This is a genomic window from Psychrobacillus sp. OK032 (assembly GCF_900111345.1).
Lineage (GTDB): Bacteria > Bacillota > Bacilli > Bacillales_A > Planococcaceae > Psychrobacillus.
Genome location: NZ_FOGY01000018.1, coordinates 1 through 19,671, shown reverse-complemented (window position 1 = coordinate 19,671; position 19,671 = coordinate 1). Strand labels below are relative to the sequence as shown.

At 34.5% G+C, this 19,671-nt stretch carries 25 protein-coding genes; all 25 read left to right on the top strand.

Annotated features, from left to right (window positions below; all coding sequences use genetic code 11):
* Positions 1–411 precede the first annotated feature (411 nt).
* A complete protein-coding gene (locus BMZ04_RS21005; RefSeq protein ID WP_093277384.1) occupies positions 412–1,545 on the top strand; it encodes a DUF418 domain-containing protein in 1,134 nt (377 codons plus the stop codon).
* A 16-nt stretch (positions 1,546–1,561) separates the two neighbouring features.
* On the top strand, positions 1,562–2,686 hold the full coding sequence (locus BMZ04_RS21000) for a sensor histidine kinase (protein WP_093277381.1): 1,125 nt from the start codon (positions 1,562–1,564) through the stop codon (positions 2,684–2,686).
* Positions 2,683–3,291 (top strand): response regulator transcription factor, encoded by a 609-nt coding sequence (locus tag BMZ04_RS20995; protein ID WP_093277378.1) that lies wholly within the window; start codon positions 2,683–2,685, stop codon positions 3,289–3,291. The genes BMZ04_RS21000 and BMZ04_RS20995 overlap by 4 nt, the downstream gene beginning before the upstream one ends.
* 594 nt (positions 3,292–3,885) lie before the next feature.
* A complete protein-coding gene (locus BMZ04_RS20990) occupies positions 3,886–4,467 on the top strand; it encodes an RNA polymerase sigma factor (RefSeq protein ID WP_093277374.1) in 582 nt (193 codons plus the stop codon).
* Complete coding sequence (locus BMZ04_RS20985; protein ID WP_093277370.1) at positions 4,427–5,212, top strand: hypothetical protein; 786 nt, start codon at positions 4,427–4,429, stop codon at positions 5,210–5,212. Before BMZ04_RS20990 ends, BMZ04_RS20985 begins: the two co-directional genes overlap by 41 nt.
* The gene (locus BMZ04_RS20980; protein WP_093277366.1) at positions 5,187–6,053 is read left to right on the top strand and encodes an ABC transporter ATP-binding protein; all 867 of its coding nucleotides are present in this window, start codon (positions 5,187–5,189) and stop codon (positions 6,051–6,053) included. Before BMZ04_RS20985 ends, BMZ04_RS20980 begins: the two co-directional genes overlap by 26 nt.
* Before the next feature lies 1 nt (position 6,054).
* Complete coding sequence (locus BMZ04_RS20975; protein WP_093277360.1) at positions 6,055–7,170, top strand: ABC transporter permease subunit; 1,116 nt, start codon at positions 6,055–6,057, stop codon at positions 7,168–7,170.
* Positions 7,171–7,442: 272 nt separating this feature from the next.
* On the top strand, positions 7,443–7,571 hold the full coding sequence (locus tag BMZ04_RS23000) for a hypothetical protein (RefSeq protein WP_255368060.1): 129 nt from the start codon (positions 7,443–7,445) through the stop codon (positions 7,569–7,571).
* A gap of 127 nt (positions 7,572–7,698) precedes the next feature.
* Entirely contained in the window at positions 7,699–8,487 is a 789-nt protein-coding gene (locus BMZ04_RS20970; RefSeq protein ID WP_093277356.1) for an MBL fold metallo-hydrolase, read from the top strand.
* Between the two features lie 125 nt (positions 8,488–8,612).
* Positions 8,613–8,852, top strand: a complete 240-nt coding sequence (locus BMZ04_RS20965; RefSeq protein ID WP_093277353.1) for a hypothetical protein — start codon at positions 8,613–8,615, stop codon at positions 8,850–8,852.
* Between the two features lie 22 nt (positions 8,853–8,874).
* Complete coding sequence (locus BMZ04_RS20960; protein ID WP_093277349.1) at positions 8,875–9,579, top strand: SAM-dependent methyltransferase; 705 nt, start codon at positions 8,875–8,877, stop codon at positions 9,577–9,579.
* Between the two features lie 405 nt (positions 9,580–9,984).
* On the top strand, positions 9,985–10,185 hold the full coding sequence (locus tag BMZ04_RS20955) for a hypothetical protein (RefSeq protein WP_093277346.1): 201 nt from the start codon (positions 9,985–9,987) through the stop codon (positions 10,183–10,185).
* Positions 10,186–10,368: 183 nt separating this feature from the next.
* On the top strand, positions 10,369–10,632 hold the full coding sequence (locus tag BMZ04_RS20950) for a class I SAM-dependent methyltransferase (RefSeq protein ID WP_255368059.1): 264 nt from the start codon (positions 10,369–10,371) through the stop codon (positions 10,630–10,632).
* 116 nt (positions 10,633–10,748) lie between these two features.
* Positions 10,749–11,684 (top strand): alpha/beta fold hydrolase, encoded by a 936-nt coding sequence (locus BMZ04_RS20945; protein ID WP_093277341.1) that lies wholly within the window; start codon positions 10,749–10,751, stop codon positions 11,682–11,684.
* 462 nt (positions 11,685–12,146) lie between these two features.
* A complete protein-coding gene (locus tag BMZ04_RS20940) occupies positions 12,147–12,479 on the top strand; it encodes a hypothetical protein (protein WP_093277337.1) in 333 nt (110 codons plus the stop codon).
* 552 nt (positions 12,480–13,031) lie between these two features.
* Complete coding sequence (locus BMZ04_RS20935) at positions 13,032–13,406, top strand: LytTR family DNA-binding domain-containing protein (protein WP_255368058.1); 375 nt, start codon at positions 13,032–13,034, stop codon at positions 13,404–13,406.
* A gap of 11 nt (positions 13,407–13,417) precedes the next feature.
* Positions 13,418–13,888 (top strand): DUF3021 domain-containing protein, encoded by a 471-nt coding sequence (locus BMZ04_RS20930; protein WP_093277327.1) that lies wholly within the window; start codon positions 13,418–13,420, stop codon positions 13,886–13,888.
* Positions 13,889–14,608: an ABC transporter ATP-binding protein gene (locus BMZ04_RS20925; RefSeq protein ID WP_093277319.1), complete on the top strand. Its 720-nt coding sequence runs from the start codon at positions 13,889–13,891 to the stop codon at positions 14,606–14,608.
* A gap of 2 nt (positions 14,609–14,610) precedes the next feature.
* Positions 14,611–15,336: an ABC transporter permease gene (locus BMZ04_RS20920; RefSeq protein ID WP_093277313.1), complete on the top strand. Its 726-nt coding sequence runs from the start codon at positions 14,611–14,613 to the stop codon at positions 15,334–15,336.
* Positions 15,337–15,667: 331 nt separating this feature from the next.
* Entirely contained in the window at positions 15,668–15,847 is a 180-nt protein-coding gene (locus BMZ04_RS20915) for a hypothetical protein (RefSeq protein WP_093277307.1), read from the top strand.
* Between the two features lie 418 nt (positions 15,848–16,265).
* Positions 16,266–16,724 carry a CcdC protein domain-containing protein gene (locus BMZ04_RS20910; RefSeq protein ID WP_255368057.1) on the top strand — a complete coding sequence of 153 codons (459 nt, stop codon included), beginning with the start codon at positions 16,266–16,268 and terminating at the stop codon, positions 16,722–16,724.
* Between the two features lie 170 nt (positions 16,725–16,894).
* Positions 16,895–17,119 carry a hypothetical protein gene (locus BMZ04_RS20905; protein ID WP_093277294.1) on the top strand — a complete coding sequence of 75 codons (225 nt, stop codon included), beginning with the start codon at positions 16,895–16,897 and terminating at the stop codon, positions 17,117–17,119.
* 159 nt (positions 17,120–17,278) lie between these two features.
* Entirely contained in the window at positions 17,279–17,983 is a 705-nt protein-coding gene (locus BMZ04_RS20900) for a hypothetical protein (RefSeq protein WP_093277289.1), read from the top strand.
* A gap of 138 nt (positions 17,984–18,121) precedes the next feature.
* Complete coding sequence (locus BMZ04_RS22560; RefSeq protein WP_093277284.1) at positions 18,122–18,379, top strand: hypothetical protein; 258 nt, start codon at positions 18,122–18,124, stop codon at positions 18,377–18,379.
* Positions 18,380–18,897: 518 nt separating this feature from the next.
* Positions 18,898–19,407: a DUF3916 domain-containing protein gene (locus BMZ04_RS20885; RefSeq protein ID WP_093277277.1), complete on the top strand. Its 510-nt coding sequence runs from the start codon at positions 18,898–18,900 to the stop codon at positions 19,405–19,407.
* Positions 19,408–19,671 lie beyond the last annotated feature (264 nt).

The following is a 19,671-nucleotide window of genomic DNA, read 5'->3' as shown; positions in this document are numbered from 1 at the left end:
GCTAGATGGAACGCGGAATGCTTGGAAACTGGCACGTTCCGTGTGGAGTAGGGGAAAAGCTGGCGATAACCTCAAATGCTTACCTATTACTAACGGTTAGTTGAAGAAGGGGTTATCCCTATACCCTATTTTGTCCGTTTTAAGGGGGGCGATCACTGTGTGAGACGCAATTCAGATAATGCACTACAATTGCATAAATGAAATAGGGAGCACAGCAGCCAAAGTCTTTGGCTGGTTAATCTTGTGTTTTTATTACTTTTTATGAATTGTAATAAATGTACCTTGCACAGGCACCCACACAATAGCTGTTCGGTTATGACACCTGTCATCGTCATTTTCTTACACCTGTGAATATGCGATGGACTTGCTGATAGCTATAATGAAGACAACTCAAGCTGGGGGGAGATTACTATGGGGACGCATCGTAATAGAATAAGATTATTGGATATTTTACGCGGTTTTGCAGTATTAGGGACGCTCGGAACGAATATTTGGATATTTGCCCATCTAGGTGATTTGGGGGCGATTACCACTTTGGACTTTGCAGGGAGATGGGAGACCAATGACTTAATCCGTATGTTTGTATTATTTTTAGTGAATGGAAAGTTATTAGGTTTGCTAACGATCATGTTTGGAGTTGGTGTCGAATTGAAGTATCGGCAAGCTTTGCGAAACGGAAAAGCGTGGCCGGGTGTTTATCTTTGGACATCCGCCTTTCTTATTGCGGAAGGGTTCCTGCATTTTGTATTTGTCATGGAATACGATATTTTAATGAGCTACGGAGTGACAGCCGTCATTGTAGCTTTAATTATAAAAGGTGGAAATCGTTCGATTCACAGGGCGATGTGGGGATTCGGAGGCTTTCACGTTGTTGTCATTCTGTCGGTTCTGCTACTTGGCTTGCTTGGCGCAAATATGTCGCTCGGGAGCTTCCAGGAAGTAACTGCCTTGTATCAAGAGGGGTCATGGTTCCAACAAGTCGACTATCGCCTGTCCAACTTCCTTTTACTCAGGGCGGAAGCCATCTTTATTATCCCGATGAATATTTTCCTCTTCCTGTTGGGAGTTCGGATGATGCGCGCAGAGGTTTTTTCACCGACTGAAAAGGGTCGACAACAGCGGAGTAAACTGTTGAAATTAGGTATTTTCATTGGAATCCCCCTGAATCTTTTTATTTTCATTCCAGGCGGTGTTTTTGATATGCCGGTCCGTTATCTGTTTGCCCCTTTGATGTCACTTGGCTATGTCGCTATTATTTCGAAAATGTTAGAATGGAAGAAATGGAACGGCTTTTGGCAACTTTTTGAAAATGTCGGAAAGATGTCGCTAAGCTGCTATGTCATGCAAAATATTATCGCTTCGGTTTTATTTTATAGCTGGGGATTTGGGTTGGGAGGCAAATTAAGTACGTTGCAAATCATTGGGATTTGGTTATGCATTTTAATGATTCAACTTCTATTTGCTTCGGTCTGGCACCGGTATTTTGCATTCGGACCAATGGAAACAATCCGCAGGCGGGTTATCGGGACGGTTTTAATGAGATGAAAAGGGGGAAGGCGATATGAACGTGAAGATTTACCCGAAAGAACAAATGAAACATTATTTGATCGTCGATGCAATTTCTCTGGTCTTCCTGTTTTTTATCGTCCTTGAAACAGAAACTGTCTTAGGAGTGCCTTTGCGCATTGCTTTGTTAGCTATCTTCCTCTTCACGTTCTATATTGGTTTATGGTATCGGGACGGGAGATTGCTGCTAGCAGTGTTAGTAGGCGTTGCTATCCTCACTGTCCTTGGGGTGCTCATTAAACCGGCTGTACTTATATTCGGATTCATTTTTGCGGATTTCTTAGGGAGGGCAACTAGTCACTGGCACCGCGGAATAGGCATAGCGGCTATTGGTGCCATGTTCCTAATAGTTTTCTTCACGACATTCGATATGGGATTCGGATGGGAGCATTCCGTCCTTCTACCCATCATGATTCTGCAAATGGGTTTCCCTATGTTGATTTACATTCAGGATAAAAATATGCATTTGAAAGATGAATTGCTCGTAGCCAATCATCAGCTTGAGCAACAGTCCATCGAGGAACAGGAAAGGCATCGCATTGCGAGAGATCTCCATGATACATTAGGGCAAACATTAACGATGATTAAACTAAAAAGCGAGCTAAGCGCCAAATGGATTGATCGTGATGTGGAACAGGCCAAAAGAGAATTATTGGATATTTTAACTTCGTCAAAAATCGCATTGAAACAAGTGAGAGAGCTAGTCTCTGAAATGAAATTCATTCCGTTGAATAAAGAAATTGAGCAGCTGCGGAATATACTGACTCAAGCTGGAATTGATGCTACGGTAGAAGCAGAGGAAGCGACATCACTTCTTTCTAGCGTAGAAGAAACGATGCTTAGCCTTTCATTGCGCGAAGCGGTAACGAACGTTATTAAGCATAGCGAGGCTACCCATTGTCTGATCAAGCTACGTACGGAAAGTGATACATACCATGTGCAAGTCGTTGATAACGGAATTGGTTTGCAGCAGATGAAAAGCGGAATGGGTATGCAAACGATGAAAGAACGGATGCAGGCAATGTTTGGAAGTGCCACTGTGGAAGATTGTATGACAGGTGGTACTAGCGTTTCGCTTCGTCTACCAGTAAGTCATCATGAAAGGAGAGTCCTGGAATGATTCGAATACTCATTGCGGAAGACCAACAGATGGTTCGCAGCGCTTTCACTTCTTTATTACAGTTCGAACAGGATATCGATGTGATTGCTGCCGTATCCGATGGGGAAATAGCGTACGACTCGATCAGGCAGCTTGACCCTGATGTGTGTATCTTAGACATTGAAATGCCGTATCTGAGTGGTTTAGAAGTTGCCCGAAAAGTCCGTGAAAACCAGCTGCCTTGTAAAATCATTATTGTTACGACATTCGCCCGTCCAGGCTATCTGCAAAAAGCGATGGATGCGCAAGTGGAAGGCTATTTGTTGAAAGATGAACCGATTGACTTCCTTATCCAATCCATCCGCCGGGTGATGAAGGGAGAGCGGGTCATCAGTACAGATCTGTCGGCAGTCCTTTTCATGCAGGAGAAGAACCCGCTTAGCGAAAGGGAGGCAGATGTACTGCGTTTGACGAAAGATGGGCTGACAACGGACGATATCAGCAAAACACTGTTCTTGACGAAAGGAACAGTGCGGAACTACGTCTCATCAGCCATTCAGAAGTTGGAAGCGGAGTCTAGGTCAGAAGCTGTGCAGATTGCGTTGGAAAAAGGTTGGGTTGAGTAGTCGACATATTTCTTTGCAAACGTGTTTTTCGAATCGGGCCTTTCATTTGTTAACTCTAAGAATTCCTACGCTTTATTTGGTTGGAAGCAAAACTAAAATAGGTACCCAAATGATGAAACAAGTAAGTGATTTAATACAAGACACAGAGATGCATGTAATTGAAAATTCTTTTGACCCAAGTAATCTTTGCCAACCTTATGTTTTCAATGAAATAGTTCATAGATTTCTATCTGAATTTTAATGTTTTTATTAAATTAATAGGTGCTCAGCACAATAACTAGGGAACTGTTTTCTAACTTCTTTATTTTACAATATTCCGTAAAAGGGCGCGATTCTTTAATTAGCGTCTCTTTTTTCTTCTTCAACTAACGGGTGCTTTACTTTAATAGGAGCAATACTTTTTTAAAAGTAACACGGCCAGTTGGCTTGTTAACCATGTGAAGTGTTTTGATTTGATGTCACTTTCAAATTGTTTATGATATAAAGTCCGATTTCATAATTTTTATGAAATCGGATTTTTTTGGGGAATTAACATGCGATTTAAAACTATTTTTACTATTGTTTCGTTCTTATAGATGAAAGGAGGGGAATAGTTTGACTGATGAAGAATTAATAGAAGAAATTAAAGCTGGTAGTAAAGCAGCACTTGAATCGCTTATTCAAAAATACTACTACGAAGTATATAGCTTTATTTATAGAAAAACACATCAACAGCCCTTATCCTATGACTTAACACAAGAAGTTTTTTCAAAAGTTTTTTTATCCATAGCTCTTTACAAGGGAGAAGGTAAATTTCGCAGCTGGTTATTAACTATTGCTTTAAATCAAATAAGAGATTACATGAAGTCAAAGCAAGCAACAAAAAAGAGTATGGAGAACGAATGGATAGAAGAAACCATTGAAGGCAAGACAGGAAACGTTGCGTATTTATATGAGAAAAAAGAAGAGTCTCGCGAAATAAAAGAGGCTTTAAAGGGACTACCTGAGATTCAGAGTGAAGCCATCATATTAAAATATTTTCACGGTTATAAATACTATGAAATTGCTGAAATGACGAAGTCAAAAGAAACGACTGTAAAATCGCGTGTTTTTCAAGGGTTGAAAAAACTTTCTCACATTTTAAGGAGGGACGACAATGAGGGACGAAATAGATCAAACAGAATTGGACGAGATTGAAAAAGAGATAGATGTTTACTTTTCTCGCTTTCATGTGCCGCCACCATCTGAGCAACATATAGAACAAACCATTCGGCATGTGCAAGGTTTAATGGTTGAAAGTAACGTACCTTCCAAAAAACATTTATTTACTTGGGTATGGAATGAGTTGAAATATGCGAATAGACTGCTAATCTTTATCCAATTCCTAATTTTATTTTCAAGTATTTTGGTATTAAGTATCTCTTCACCATATATGACTCTTGGATATGTTTTTTGTATTTCGCCATTATCAATTGTACTAAGTTTAACAGAGTGTTTAAAGAACAAAACTTCCGAAGTAACGGAGCTTGAAATGACTTATAAATATGGAACTGGACAGTTATTCCTTGTTCGGTTGATTGTAGGAATCAGTATTCACTTACTAACAGTTGTGCCACTCATTATTGTGATGGGTATTGTGGAGATTGAATTTGTTTTATCACTAATAATTACTTGGATAATACCAGCTATGACGATGGCCGTATTGTGTTTAGGTTTATCTTTACGCCTTCCTTCACGTTATACTGTAGTGCCATTCATGATGGTGGCATGGTTCATGGGGTCTGGCATACTTATTGCCCAACAGACAATTTTAAACGAATGGATTTCCTTACCATTAGTTATTCATTTAATAGTTGCAGCTACTTTGGTGTTCAGTATGTATAAAATAATCGTTAAATATCAGGAGGCATATAACAATGGAATTGAGTATTCAATCAATTAGTAAATCATATAAAAACAAACAGATTCTCGACAATATTTCTTTAACCTTCACATCGGGTGTTTATAGCTTTTTAGGTGCAAATGGTTCAGGGAAAACGACACTCATGCGAATCATTATCAATGTCTTAAAGCCGACATCTGGCAAAGTGCTATTGAACGGTGAAGAAATAACAGGTTTGGGAGAAGAATATCGTGACTTACTCGGATATGTACCGCAACATGTAGCATTTTATCCAAATATGAAAGTACATTCTTTTTTAGAATATGTCGGGACGTTAAAGGGGATTGAGAAGAAAGTACTTCACCAAAAAGTCGATTATTGGCTAAAGCAAGTTAATCTTTATGAGGAACGGAATCAAAAGATTCGTAAATTATCAGGTGGAATGAAGCAACGTGTAGGCATTGCACAGGCGATGTTAAACGATCCTAAAATTTTGATTCTTGATGAACCAACAGCTGGTCTTGATCCAAAAGAAAGAATTCGATTTCGTTCAATAATTGCTAGCCTATCAGTAAACAGAATTGTTTTATACACAACACATATTGCAAGTGATTTAGAAGGTTTGACTGATTATGTTTGTATTTTAAGAAAAGGTAAACTTGAACAACTAAATCGCCCTGAAGAAGTACTAAATACATTAAAAAACAAAGTATGGGAAGTAATCATTCGTCCATCTGAATTGGCTAATATTGAAAATACGTATAGGGTGGGGGCCATTGAGAAAACGGGTGGTCAGATTCGTGTAAGACTTTATCATGAGGATCAACCACTTCCGGCAGCTATCAAAAAAGAACCTACACTGGAAGATATTTACTTGTACTATTTTAGAGAGGAACAATAACATGAGGCAACTGATTATTTGGGAACTGAAACTTCTTCTTCAACAAAGAATTATTTATGCTGTATTGTTATTAATCGCTTGTTTTATTTTTCTTGGGCATAGTGTCATCGATACTTCAGATCAATCAGCTTATGATCAATTAGAAGGACCTATTGGGGAGCAAGATGTAGAAGAAGCAACAAAAATACTTGCATCAATAGAAGCTGGATCAAAGGAACTATCAAATACCGATAATCCGTATTATACGATTCTTTTTGCTGAGAAGCTGTCGGTATTACAAGACGATGCAATAAATGGATTAGAAAACGAATTGGTTAATACATCCAATAACGTTGAAATCAAGGAAGAAATTCAATTTAGGGATAATGTTAATGTAATGTATTTAACAAATTTTGAGTTTCCAGATATAGTAATAGAATATTTAAGTGGTAATGGAGTTACTTTTATAGGAATACTTTTGTTGGTCGGCTTGTATGCCATATTTTCTAGAGATGATGCGACAGGTGTATCACAATATACACTCACTTCAAAATATGGACGAACGAAACTTGTGACAGCAAAAATAATCATTGCATCTCTTTATACAATTGTCGTCTATGCGAGTATAACTACAATAATATGGATCTATAATTTATACCGAGCAAGTGCCAATATGAGCTACTGGTCACACGCTTTTAAAGGTTGGGATGCACCAATACAATTTTTAACTTCATTAGCCACATCGCCATACGCCCTTTCAGCGATGGAATATCACGCTATCCAACTCGGATTACTATTATTAGGAAGTATAGCATTAACGCTAATATTCTTAGTAGTTTCATCCTTATGTAAAAGTTCATTTACTAGCTTCTTACTATGTGCAGGCATATTCTTTATTCCAATTGTTATTGTTGATATTGTAAAAGCTGTTCCTTACATAAAATGGTTAGATGCTATTTATCCTTACAGTTTGACCTATATTATGAAAGTGGAATCTTTATTTGAATCGTTTAGAAGTATTCATATTGGATCATTGGTAATATTAGCACCTTATCTAGCATTTGGAATTGCAATTCTAACCATTTTATGCAGTATACTCTTTATAAAATGGTATTTTAGAAATCAAAAAGTTATTTAGGTTTAAACGTAAAAGTATTTTTTCGAGTTCTAACAATAATATTCCTGTTGCAGTTTTAGTGTAGTTTAGAAATTTCAAGCGTAAGTTGCCTTAACTAACACAAATATATTGTAACATTGTGAAGAGTTACACTTAAACTAACGGGTGCTTTACTTCAAGAAGGGGTAAAGCCTTTTTTCTTGTTGAACTAACGCCGCAGGTTAGTTGAATAAGAGATGTTATAATCTGGATATAAATAATGATTTTTAAATGAGTATGATAGGAGATTGAAAATGGAATTTATTACATGGTTAGCTTTAGGGCTTGGTTTTAGTTCTGCATTTTATGTAGACAAAGTAAGAAAGAAAAATAAAGAATTAGAAGATAGGATAAAAGCGATTGAAAAAAAAGTAATGCTTTAATTATTACCAGTACTGTGTTTCTTCTTCAACTAACGCAGCAGTTTAGTTTAACAAGAAAATTAAAAGGTTTTTATCAAACTAATGGAGAAATAATATTAAGTTAAGTTTAGAGAGGAGAAATTAATAAATGGTTAATATCACAGACTCTTGGTTCACCGTTAAACAAATAGATAATAAAACATTTGCTATCAGCGAGTTTGGACATTGGGAAAAAGTCCACTCATTTTTATTAATTGGTGAAGAGAAAGCGGTATTAATTGATACGGGTCTTGGGATTGATAACATTCAAAGAATTACAGACCAACTGACTAGCCTACCAATTATTGTACTCACCACACATGTTCATTGGGACCATATTGGAAGTCACGGTGAATTTAAGAATATTTACGTACATAAGGATGAAGAAGACTGGCTTATCAATGGAATTAAGAAACTTCCAATCGAACAAATAAGAAAAGATGTAAGTCGTGATATTACAATACCAACTCCTGAAACGTTTACTCCTGACACATATAAACCATTTCAAGGAAATCCAACTGGTTTATTAAATGATGGTGATGAAATAGAGATAGGGAGTAGAAAATTGACTATCTACCATACCCCTGGGCACTCTCCAGGTCATATTTCCATCTTCGATAATAGTAAAGGTTATTTATTTACAGGTGATTTGCTTTATGATGAGACTCCGATTTATGCCTTTTTTCCAACTACTAATCCTGTAGAATTGGTGCAGTCATTGGAAAAAATATCAAATATCCCTAATGTAACTAAGATTTATGGAGGACATAACACATTAGGTCTTGATTCAGTTCTTTTGAAAGAAGTGAAAAATGCAGTTAAAGAGCTTAGGGAACAGGACCTTGTAAGATTTGGAACTGGAATTCATAAATTTAAAGGGTTTAGTGTCCAATTTTAATGAATACTTCTTCAACTACGGGTGCTTTGGTTAAAGATCATGGGTTGCTTAGGCAGCTCTTTTTTCTTATTGAACTAAAGCAGCAGGTTAGTTGAAGAACGAATAAGTTAAATGGGGGTGAAAAAATGTTATTATTATGGCAACTTTCATTATTTGTTTCAATTGCAACTTTATTGGTGGGTGTTGTTAAAACGTCTTGGGTATTCTTACTAATTAGTACTTTTACATTCATACCGATAGCATATTATTTTTCAGGGGCAAATAATGCTTGGAAATATGTTGGTTTGACTCCTGTCATACTACTTGTTCTAACGATATTAATTTGGTTCATAAGTAAGAAAAAAATGAGTGCATATAAAGGATAACTTTTAGAAGAGGTGAGTTTAGTTGAGTAAAGTTAAGCAGAGTGTAAAGTTAGATTTAGAACGAATCGTTTTTATTGGGAGAACATTTGAAGAGTATTTGGATATGTTCTTGCTTTCAGAGGAAGAGCTACAAGGAAAGAAAATACTCGATTGTCCAGCAGGAGCTTGTTCATTTACTGCTATTGGTAACAAATTGGGTTTAGATGTAACAGCTTGCGACATTGCCTATTATCATTCGGGTGAAGACCTAAAAAATAAAGGTCTCCATGATATTGAACACGCAATGGAGCATATGCAAAAAGCCAAAAACAATTACAAATGGGATTATTTTAATGATATAGAAGGTCTTAGAAATCATCGTTTAAGTGCCTTGCAAGATTGTACTAACGACATGAGAGAATACAACGGAAGATACATTCCCGTAACTTTACCTTCGTTACCATTTAAGAATGCGGAATTTGATATGCTACTCTCGGCACATTTTTTATTTATGTATGCGGATAGATTAGATTATCAATTTCACATCGAAACGCTAAATGAGTTATTGAGGGTTTCGAAAGAGGAAATTCGTATTTTCCCTTTAGTTGATTTAGAGGGAAAAAGATACGAGCATTTAGATAAAATAATAAGTTATCTGGCTAACGTTAGCTGTACAGTTGAAGAAGTGAAAGTACCGTATGAATTTCAGATAAATGCTAACTCGATGTTAAAAATAAAAAAAGGTTAGTAAAGATGGGGAACGTGAAGGCGTTGCCCTTTTTTGAATCCTCTTATTGAGCTAACGGGTGCTTTACTTCAAGAAGGAGTAAAGCCTTTTTTCTTATAACATTTATATAAACAGAAAACAAACAACCAAAGATATTTTATTAAAAGTCAAGAGTTAAAGTAAAAACTCTTATTTAACAATATTCGTATAGAATGTGCAACATTATAATCAATAAGATAAAAGCAGAACTAAAGATATCTCTTAGTTCTGCTTTTATTTTTCATATAGAGGATTTTTACGACCTGTGTGGAATAATTTGTGTAAAGTAATTAAAATAAAACCCAGCACTTTTGTTATTCAACTAACGATGCAGGTTAGTTGAAGATGGTTATATAGGAATGAGAAAAGTAAGGGGGGTGTTTTTTATTGAAAAGGCATACCAAGACTGGAAAAATCTTATTTTATTTAGGAGTATGGATAATGGCAGCTGGATTTGCTTTTAATCAGACATTTTGGATTGTGGATACTCCTGAGCCATATGCAACATTTTCTATACCCTTAATTGCAATCGGAATTATATTAGGGGTGGTATCAAACTTTTATAAGAAAAGTAAAGAGAGTAATTAGTGATTTCGAAGGCTTTTCTTATTGTGCTAACGGGTGCTTTACTTGAAGAGCGTTGAGCTGCTTAGGAGGCTCATTTCTTATTGAACTAAAAAAGCAGTTTAATTGAAGAAGGAAAGATATAATTTGGAGATAAATAGTGCTTGAAATTGATTAGAATTAAGCTTGAATTAGGAGTGAAGCAGTTTGAATAATTCTTGGAATAAATTTATATATAAAATTGGTCCTCCAATTTATGATAAGTTTTTTAATTCGGGTATCTTTTTAAATGCTCGAAAACAAATATTTCAATCAATAACATTTGATAACAAACAAAAAATCTTGTTTGTTGGTGTAGGGACGGGTGCTGATTTAGAGATAGTAAATTACTCGGACTTAGATATTACTGCAATTGATTATTCACCTGACATGCTTCGAAAGGCAAAAAAAAGTTCGAGGATTCTACTATAAAGTTTTTAGAAATGGATGCTCAAGATATGGATAATATAAGAATTTATACAGAATAAAGAGGTAGAATAAAGATGTTATCTTGAATCTCAAAAACGATAGTAAGGTAGGAGAAGAAAATGAAAACTCAAGTGTCAAACTATATAAAAATAGGCTCTTCAAAACAATTTATTTCAATTTTTGGTGAAAATAACAATCTTCCTCTTTTAGTGTATTTGCATGGAGGTCCAGGTGATGCCGCTTTACCACTGATTTATAAATATAACTCAGAACTTGGAAAAACGTTTAATGTTGTAGTCTGGGAACAAAGAGGGGCTGGAAAGTCTTACTATACTTTTTCGGAAGAGGAACAAATATCTATTGAAACTTATATAGAAGACCTATACAGTTTAATTCATTATTTGTTAGAAACGTTTAAACAAGAAAAAGTTTACCTTTTAGGACACTCGTGGGGAAGTGTCCTAGGCTTAATTTTCATTAAAAAATATCCACAGCTAGTACATAGTTATTTTGGATGTGGTCAAGTAGTTAACATGAAAAAAGGGTTGAAGTGTCAATATGAATTTGTTCTGAAAGAAAGTCAAGAACAAAATCAAAAAAAGATTGTTCAGCGATTGAAAAATATTGACCTTTCATTGACTCAAAAAGATTGGTTAAACGATTTATTATTCGTTACTAAATTAGTGGTTCGATACAGACATTCTTTATATGGAAAAAGCAATTACTACCAACTGGTATGGGATTTCATTTTTTCATCAAAGTACACATTTAAAGATTTAATCAATCGTGAAAAAGGGAGTCTACAATCTATACAATATTTGTGGCAAGAGCTCATGGAAATTGATTTTAGTGAATACAAGAGATTCGATGTCCCTATTACGTTTTTTGAGGGGCGTCATGATAGGCATGTTTCTTCTTCATTAGTAGAGGATTACTATCACACAATAAAAACTACAAAAAAACTCATTTGGTTCGAAAATTCAAGTCATTTTCCCCAGTGGGAAGAGTCAGTCAAGTTTAATCAGTCTTTGATAAGTATCAAAAAGCAGAATTAGTTTTACAGGATAATGATTTCTGTAACGTCTGTAATTTACCATCCTTTAAATGGCAATTATCAACGATTTTCATATCTATGGAAAAATAACATATTTGGACTATTATAAGTCAAAGAAAAATCTAATTTTAAAATTCGTGAAGTAAAGAACCGTTTATTTAAAAAGCTTGATGGCTGATATTGCTGACTACTTTGAAAAACTTCCAAAAGAAGCTGTCTATTTGTTCCCTAGTCGCAAAGGTGACGGACGACAACACATGCTTACCGTATTATTGATTTGTACTTTCCATGTGAGGAACATAATACATTTTGCTCTTAACCGACTTATCATCTGCAAATTCATACCAAGTGACGTAACGAGCAAGCCACCAGCAACTATCGAGTGGGAATTATCATCAACGGGTAGCGTTCCCACAAAAGCAACTAATATTTTTGTGCAATATTAAAAATAAGAGGTGTACTTATGAAAAAATATATTTCGATTATTTTTGTTTTTTTATTGGTATTTATCGGAATTTTTTGGTATTCAGAATATAAAAAAGTAGAAGATTTTAAAAATGAAGTTGTAGATTATTTAAATGATAAAGGATTTACGCCCGAAGAATACTCTACACCTAAATATGTTAAAAGAGAAGTTATGAAAGGACTTCGAGTAAAAATCATAGAAATCATTTTCAACGACGAAAGAAATTACACTTATTCTTATATGAGAACAGTAGATGGAATTGCGTTTGCTCACGCAATAAATGAGGATACTGGTAAAAGGGATTATGATAAAGAAGAACCGATTAAATAAGGTTTCCTAAAGGGATAAATTTCGCTATTCTTATTCAACTAACGTGGTGCTTTAGCAAAACATGGCCATCATTTTCGATGGTCTATTTTTATGTCCAAAACATTAAGTTGTTCTCAGTTCATTGTGAAATGTTACACTTAAACTAAAGCAGCAGGTTAGTTTAATAAAAAGATAAAGACAACAACAAGTAAATCAATAGAGTGGAACTCGTAGAGTCTGTAAAATTGAACTTAGAAATTAAAGTAAGAATCGACTTTTTAACAAAGTTGATTCTTTTTTATGCTAAAGAAATAATGGATAATCCTTTAATAGTGGTATAAAAGAGATGATTCTTTTAAAGATATGTGCTATATCCCTTACTTTAATTGACTATGTGACATTAATTTTATAACCGCTTACCATCCGATAACGACCGATTATCGAAAATTCATATACAGGAAGAAGAATTCTTTTTATAGTAAAGGTGAGCGGAAGGGATGTGATGAAATGAAAGTGGAAGTTTCAATTGATCCGTCTTGTAAAGATCCGAGAATCCTCATTCTCACTGATAAAATGACAGACGAGATTGCAGAGATAATGAAACGCCTATCAGAACATACGGTGGATTCACTAGCAGTGTTTTCTCATCGAGGTGTTGAAATCGTTCACAATAAGGATATTATTCGGATCTATGCAGAGAAACAAAAAGTGTATGTTAAAACGAAAGATGGTATCTATACGGTCCGTTTAAGGTTATATGAACTTGAAGAAAAATTAGATAATCAATTGTTTATCCGTATTTCGAAATCAGAAATCGTGAATATCAGAATGATTACTAACATGGATATTAGTATAACCGGAACAATTGGTGTGACTTTAAAAGGTGATATTAAAACGTTTGCTTCCCGTCGCTATGTCACAAAGATAAAGAAACTATTTGGAATATGAGGTGAAATAGTATGAAATCTATACTCAGTCGAATAATTGGTGGTTTTGTCATTGGGGTATTGATTGGACAAGTGGTTCAGATCCTCATTTCATTGCAAGTAGGGCAAGGGACTTATCTTCCCGTATTAGATAATTTTCGTGCGTTCTTTACAAATGAAACAACAGCGTTCATCACTCAAATTATTTTGACCGGCTGTATTGGTGTTGTTTTTGCTACAAGTTCCCTTGTTTTTGATATTGCAAAATGGGGACTATTGAAGCAATATATGATCCATTTTTGCGTAACCTCCATTGTATGGGTGCCGGTAGTGATGCTGTTATGGACGCCGGAAACGTTCAAAAACGTCATTATTATGATGATTAGCTTTTTAGCGACGTATATTCTGACGTGGTGGATTCAATATACCCTTTCGAAAAAAGATATACAAAAGATCAACGCAGCTATTCAATCGAAACGAAATGAAGAGGGAGGAAACAAATAAATGGCGATTGTCATGAAAGAGTTAACTAAACAGTTCAAAGATCGTACAGCAGTAGATCATTTATCATTAACCATTGAAAAAGGAGAGTTTTTTGCACTACTGGGCCAAAATGCTGCAGGAAAAACTACAACAATTAAAATGCTAAGTTGCTTACTGACACCTACAAGTGGTGATGCATGGATGAATGGAGACAGTATTGTTGAAAAGCTAGAAGCAGTGAAGCAAAAAATTAACCTTTCTCCACAAGAAACGGCTGTTGCACCAAATCTTTCGGTAAAAGAAAATCTGGAGTTCATTGCAGCAATATATGGTTTTAATAAACGTGATGCTTTGAAAAAGTCTGCTGAAATGATGGAGAGATTTGGATTAACAAATCGTGCGGAAAGTAGAGCTAAAACGTTATCGGGTGGTTTACAACGTAGGTTAAGTGTTGCAATGGCAATGATTTCAAATCCTGAAATTCTCTTCTTAGACGAGCCAACACTTGGATTAGACGTCCGTGCAAGACGTGATTTGTGGGAAATTTTACTAAGCTTAAAAGGGAAAATGACGATTGTTTTGACAACACATTATTTAGAAGAGGTAGAAGCATTGGCAGACAGAGTAGGCATTTTGCATAATGGAAAATTACATGCACTCGGTACAAGTGAAGAGTTAAAACAACAAACAGGTCAAGCAACATTAGAAGATGTCTTTCTTCAATTAACGGAGGAACAGTAACGATGAGAATGCTGACATTTGCACAACGAAATCGTAAAGAAATATTACGAGATCCAATAACACTTTTATTTGGTATTTTGCTTCCGATTATTATCATGTGGCTATTTTCTATAATGCAAAAAAATATGCCCATTGATTTATACAGTATTGAAAACTTAACGCCGGGTGTTGTCGTTTTTAGTTTCTCGTTTATCACATTGTTTTCTGGAATGCTTCTTGGGAAGGACAAAAGCACTTCGTTCTTAACACGCATCTTTGCTTCACCTATGACAGCAACAGATTTTATCGTTGGATATACACTCCCACTGCTACCGGTCGCAATCCTGCAAATTGTTATATGCTTTATTTCTGCCTTCGTTTTAGATTTGCCATTTAATATCAGCGTCATTATTTCATTTATTGTACTTATTATTATTTCCTTTCTATACATTGGCTTTGGTATTTTACTAGGGACGTTACTAACAGATAAGCAAGTCGGAGGGGCCTTTGCGATCTTTGTGAACCTTTCAGCTTGGTTAAGCGGAACATGGTTTGAATTAGATATGATTGGTGGCACATTTAAAACGTTTTCTTATTTGCTCCCATTTGCTCATGCCAGAGATGCAACAAGGGCAACATTAGCCGGTGAATATGGAGATCTTGTCGTTCCATTACTTTGGGTAATCGGTTATACAATCGTTATTTACTTTATTGCGATTTCCGGTTTTAAAAAGAAAATGAAGGGCTAATATTTTCAATAAACTCTCTTCTAATAAAAAAAATCATTTAAAGGGATTGCTACAACGTTTTGATGATATTGTTGGTATATTCGGACGTAGAAAAATAGGCAAAGAGTAAATCCTTAAGTGTTGAAATTATATGGATTTCTTATTCAACTAACGCAGCAGGTTACTAAAAAATAGTATAGTGTGGAATTAGTAGATGGAACATATCTAATAAAAGCGATGGAGCTACGGCTAAGGTCTTATATTTTATTAGACTATCACTGTATTTACGCCTAAATAAATCTTTGTTATGCTTTTTATGGAAGTAATTTCTACATATAAAGGAGTTGTCGATGTGAAAAAAATATTATCAGCAGTAGTAGCAGTCGTAATTATAGTAGGTGTGGTAGGAATATACTATAAAATTGAATTATCTGATGAAGCAGAATATAAAAAGTGTTTAGAGGCACAGGGAATTTCAAACACAATTGCCAAAGTAGTAGGTGACGAACCAACTAATGCTTGTAATGAATAAAAGAGGATGAAAATCAATAACTTATAATGTTTTTCTTTATTCTAACAAAAATAATATAGACTTTTTAGCAGACAATTAACAAAAGCAAAAGTGAAGCTTATTCAACTAACGGGTGCGTTGCTTCAATAACGAAGGTCGCTCTTTCCTATTGGAAGTAATGAAGCAGAATAGTTTAAAAAGGAAATGTACAAAGGGGCATAGATCCAAAAAGGATTTATGCCCCTGTTCATTGAATATTTAAACATGCAATCAAAAATCAAATAGAAGGAAAATCTGGCTGATGGTAGTGTGAAAGTAAAACTTCCTTTAAGTTCTATTAAATTCTGTAAATTTCCCTGTTATTTACAATTGCCAATTTAGATGTTCGATTACAATTGAAGTATAAGAGATGGAGTGAACAATAAACATGCAATATGGAATGTACGCAATTTTACTTGTTATTTTTGGATTGGTACTTTGGAGGCGAACAAGAGCTATGGTCCGCCCAATTAAAGGTTCTGGCTTGCGAATTTTGCTGCCGCTGCTCTATATGTCACCTGCCTTTTCTGTGGTGATACAACCTTCTGTTCACATGACTTCAATAGAAATTGTCGTTTCAGTGATATTTGGCACTATCTTATCTGTTCCATTGATTTATACAACTGGTTACGAGATTCGAGAGGATGGGAAAATATATGCGAAAAAGAGCATTGGTTTTGTGATTGCTTTAATTTCAGTATTTGTTATCCGACGATTAGCTGATTACTTATTACCAGGCATTGATGCTTTGACTTTAAATGCTTTATCTATTATTTCTCTGTTTGTGTATGTTGGGTTATGGAGAATCATAAGTTTTATGAAATTCAAAAAGGTATATAACTCACATGTAGCCATGTAAGTCTTCGGAGTAATAATTTAATTATTAATTACCACTTTTGCTAAATATTAGTTACATATCCAACGGGTGGCTTGACGGCTCTTTTTTCTTCTTGAACTAACGAAGCAGGTTAGTTCAATAATTGAAACCTTTTTCATACACGGTCGTATCAACTGTTAGGGGGAGATAATTTGAAATACTTTTTACTTGGAATCCTTCTAGTAGGGGGTGAATTAGTGACTGTGAATATTGTTGATGTTATAGCGACTTTAATACCTTTAATCTTTTTCATCTTAGCTATTGTTATTACTTTTATTGCTATTAAACAATTAAAAAATTCGACTAAAGAAAAGCAGACAATCAACCAAAAATTAGACACTATATTGCAAAGGTTAGATGAGCAAAATAAAAACTAATACTATATTTTTTACTCTTTACACTATTCAACTAACGGGTGCTTTACTTCTAGAAGGGGTAAAGCATTTTTCTTATTTAACTAACGGGGCAGTTTAGTTTAACAGGGCGAAGAGGTTATACTATAAAAAGTGAATTGTTTTTAGAGGGGAATTAATTAAATGCCTATTAGAAAAATTGGGGATTTTCATGTGAATATTGAAGATGGAAAAAAACAATTAGGTATAGATTCAAATAATATAAGTGGTTGTATTAAAGAATATAAAAGTGGTAAATACGATGGTGTATTCGGTTTAGGGGATTATGGTTTTAAAGAAGATAACTTTGATTTTCTACATGAATTAAGTAACGTAAAAAAAATATGGTTTTGTGATGTGAATTTAAAAAATATAGAGGGTGTTTATTCATTAAAATCATTAGAACATTTTGGGGTTCATGGTAAAAGAAAAGGTATTAACTTTGCTTTGTTAGAGAATTTAACGCAAATATCTACCGATTGGATTTCTAAAGATGAAAAAATGGATAGTTGTATTCATATCGAGAATTTTTACTTTTGGCACCATAAACCCAAAGAAAAGAGTTTTGAGAACTACACATTTCCAAACTGTTCAAACACAGTTCATCTAAATTGGTCTAATGTCTATGATTTAACTACCGTGAATGCTTTGAAAGGAATGAAAAGACTTGAGATTCATAGGTGTAGGAACTTAGTTTCTTTAAAGGGTCTTGAGAATTATAGTGATACATTAGAAGAGATTTTTGTGGATACATGTGGAAAGCTAACTGAATATAACTTTATAAGAGATTTCCCTAAGCTGAAAATAGCAGTAGTAAATGGAGATGTTTTGAGAAATGAGAATGATTAGCTTATTAAGCTAGCTGGTTCTTCTTCAACTAACGGGTGCTTTACTTCAAGAAGGAGTAAAGCCTTTTTTATATTGAACTAAAGCGGCAGGTTAGTTTAAGAAGGAATGGTATATTGTGCTGTTAGGAGACTGCCTATATTGTTTGTTATTCAATTAAATTCGCAAGATAGTTCAGTGAAAGAGGAGGAAATTATGAACTGGATAAAAATGTCGTTTTATATTGTAGCATTATTGCTGTATATCATAGTTTTACTAATAAATAATAGACAACGTAAAATAGTTAAGACAGAACCAGATAATGAAATTCTTATAAGTAAAGTAAAAAAAAGTACAAATATAGTTTTTGCGTTAACAATCCTTGCGATAATTCTTTCAATAATTGCTGTTTTTTTATAGTTAAGGGTATAAAGCAGTAAAGATTTTCTTATTCAACTAACGGGTGCTTTAGTTCAAGAAGGGTAAAGCATTTTTTCTTATTAAACTAACGAAGCAGGTTAGTTGAACAGTGTTGTATAATATATGGATATCTTTAGTTTGAAAATAACATGTTGGTACAGGGAGGATTGTATGTGGAGTTTTAACACTTTTAAAGACAAACGTTACTGGATTCTTTTGATTCCAGCTATAATTACCTTGGTCTTGTTCGCTGTTTTTACCCCTGATTATATTCTTGAAAAAACTTATGTTTCACCATTTTTATCAATTATATCTATTGCTTTATTTTGGTCGACATACCATCTTTGGAAGTATTTTGGTGATAAAAAGAAGAGGAATAATACGGATGACAGTTGCGATTTGTAACTTACTTATTCAACTAACGGGTGCTTTACTTCAATAAGGAAACGGGGAAAATAAGCAGCTATATACTAAACAAAAAAAGGTTAAATTGAATGGAAAATAGATAGGAGATAAAAATGAGTAATAAGAAGTTAAGGGGCTTGAAGCGAAAAACAAGAAATATGATAAAACGAATCTGGGAGGAAACTTCTGATTTTCCTTTGGATTTTTATAATGGATATTGGCATCTTCATTTACCAGTTGCCCAAGGTTTTATTGATTCCGATAGGACTCCTTTTGGAATTAAGAGACTTTGTGTTCAAACTTTATTAGAACGGGCTAAACATTTGATTGAAATCAAACCAAATACTCCTGATAAGTGTCGAGTGGTTGTTTATATTAGTTTCCAAGCATTGTTTGATTCTCAAATTATAGTATTTACTGGTGATTCTCACTTCGAGGGGTTCTTTAATAGAAATGACGAATTTCAAAAATGGATTCCTCTGTCCAAAGAAAGAAGTTTTGAGAGAGAGTGGGGAATAAACATCCCCAAGGATATGGATGTCTTAGGATTTAAAGAAGAAATAACCGATGAAGATGAGGAAATTTATAAAAGAGATATTTGGTTTATAGGTGAATTAGAGTAGGCTTAATATTAAAATTCTTCTTCAACTAACGGGTGCTTTAGTTGAATAGTAATAAACCGAAAACGGGCAATTCTTAAGAAATAAAGGGTGATACATACCATTAACGATATGTATCACCCTTTATTTGAGTGGCTTGTTACGATTAGATCCCTTACTTGTAAATCTTCTGAAAGTAATGGATAAACATTAAGTTATAAACAACTTCCACTACTATTGAAATAGTTAAATCCATTAAGTTTGTTTCATAAAGAGATTGATAAGGTA

What these genes read in the sequence shown, in the direction of transcription:
- BMZ04_RS20885 (WP_093277277.1), top strand. Translation starts at nt 18,898, where the DNA reads ATGAGTAATAAGAAGTTAAGGGGCTTGAAGCGAAAAACAAGAAATATG.
- BMZ04_RS20995 (WP_093277378.1), top strand. Translation starts at nt 2,683, where the DNA reads ATGATTCGAATACTCATTGCGGAAGACCAACAGATGGTTCGCAGCGCT.
- BMZ04_RS20980 (WP_093277366.1), top strand. Translation starts at nt 5,187, where the DNA reads ATGGAATTGAGTATTCAATCAATTAGTAAATCATATAAAAACAAACAG.
- BMZ04_RS21000 (WP_093277381.1), top strand. Translation starts at nt 1,562, where the DNA reads ATGAACGTGAAGATTTACCCGAAAGAACAAATGAAACATTATTTGATC.
- BMZ04_RS20965 (WP_093277353.1), top strand. Translation starts at nt 8,613, where the DNA reads ATGTTATTATTATGGCAACTTTCATTATTTGTTTCAATTGCAACTTTA.
- BMZ04_RS21005 (WP_093277384.1), top strand. Translation starts at nt 412, where the DNA reads ATGGGGACGCATCGTAATAGAATAAGATTATTGGATATTTTACGCGGT.
- BMZ04_RS20930 (WP_093277327.1), top strand. Translation starts at nt 13,418, where the DNA reads ATGAAATCTATACTCAGTCGAATAATTGGTGGTTTTGTCATTGGGGTA.
- BMZ04_RS20935 (WP_255368058.1), top strand. Translation starts at nt 13,032, where the DNA reads ATGACAGACGAGATTGCAGAGATAATGAAACGCCTATCAGAACATACG.
- BMZ04_RS20970 (WP_093277356.1), top strand. Translation starts at nt 7,699, where the DNA reads ATGGTTAATATCACAGACTCTTGGTTCACCGTTAAACAAATAGATAAT.
- BMZ04_RS20945 (WP_093277341.1), top strand. Translation starts at nt 10,749, where the DNA reads ATGAAAACTCAAGTGTCAAACTATATAAAAATAGGCTCTTCAAAACAA.
- BMZ04_RS23000 (WP_255368060.1), top strand. Translation starts at nt 7,443, where the DNA reads ATGGAATTTATTACATGGTTAGCTTTAGGGCTTGGTTTTAGTTCTGCA.
- BMZ04_RS20910 (WP_255368057.1), top strand. Translation starts at nt 16,266, where the DNA reads ATGTACGCAATTTTACTTGTTATTTTTGGATTGGTACTTTGGAGGCGA.
- BMZ04_RS20925 (WP_093277319.1), top strand. Translation starts at nt 13,889, where the DNA reads ATGGCGATTGTCATGAAAGAGTTAACTAAACAGTTCAAAGATCGTACA.
- BMZ04_RS20920 (WP_093277313.1), top strand. Translation starts at nt 14,611, where the DNA reads ATGAGAATGCTGACATTTGCACAACGAAATCGTAAAGAAATATTACGA.
- BMZ04_RS20940 (WP_093277337.1), top strand. Translation starts at nt 12,147, where the DNA reads ATGAAAAAATATATTTCGATTATTTTTGTTTTTTTATTGGTATTTATC.
- BMZ04_RS20985 (WP_093277370.1), top strand. Translation starts at nt 4,427, where the DNA reads ATGAGGGACGAAATAGATCAAACAGAATTGGACGAGATTGAAAAAGAG.
- BMZ04_RS20975 (WP_093277360.1), top strand. Translation starts at nt 6,055, where the DNA reads ATGAGGCAACTGATTATTTGGGAACTGAAACTTCTTCTTCAACAAAGA.
- BMZ04_RS20900 (WP_093277289.1), top strand. Translation starts at nt 17,279, where the DNA reads ATGCCTATTAGAAAAATTGGGGATTTTCATGTGAATATTGAAGATGGA.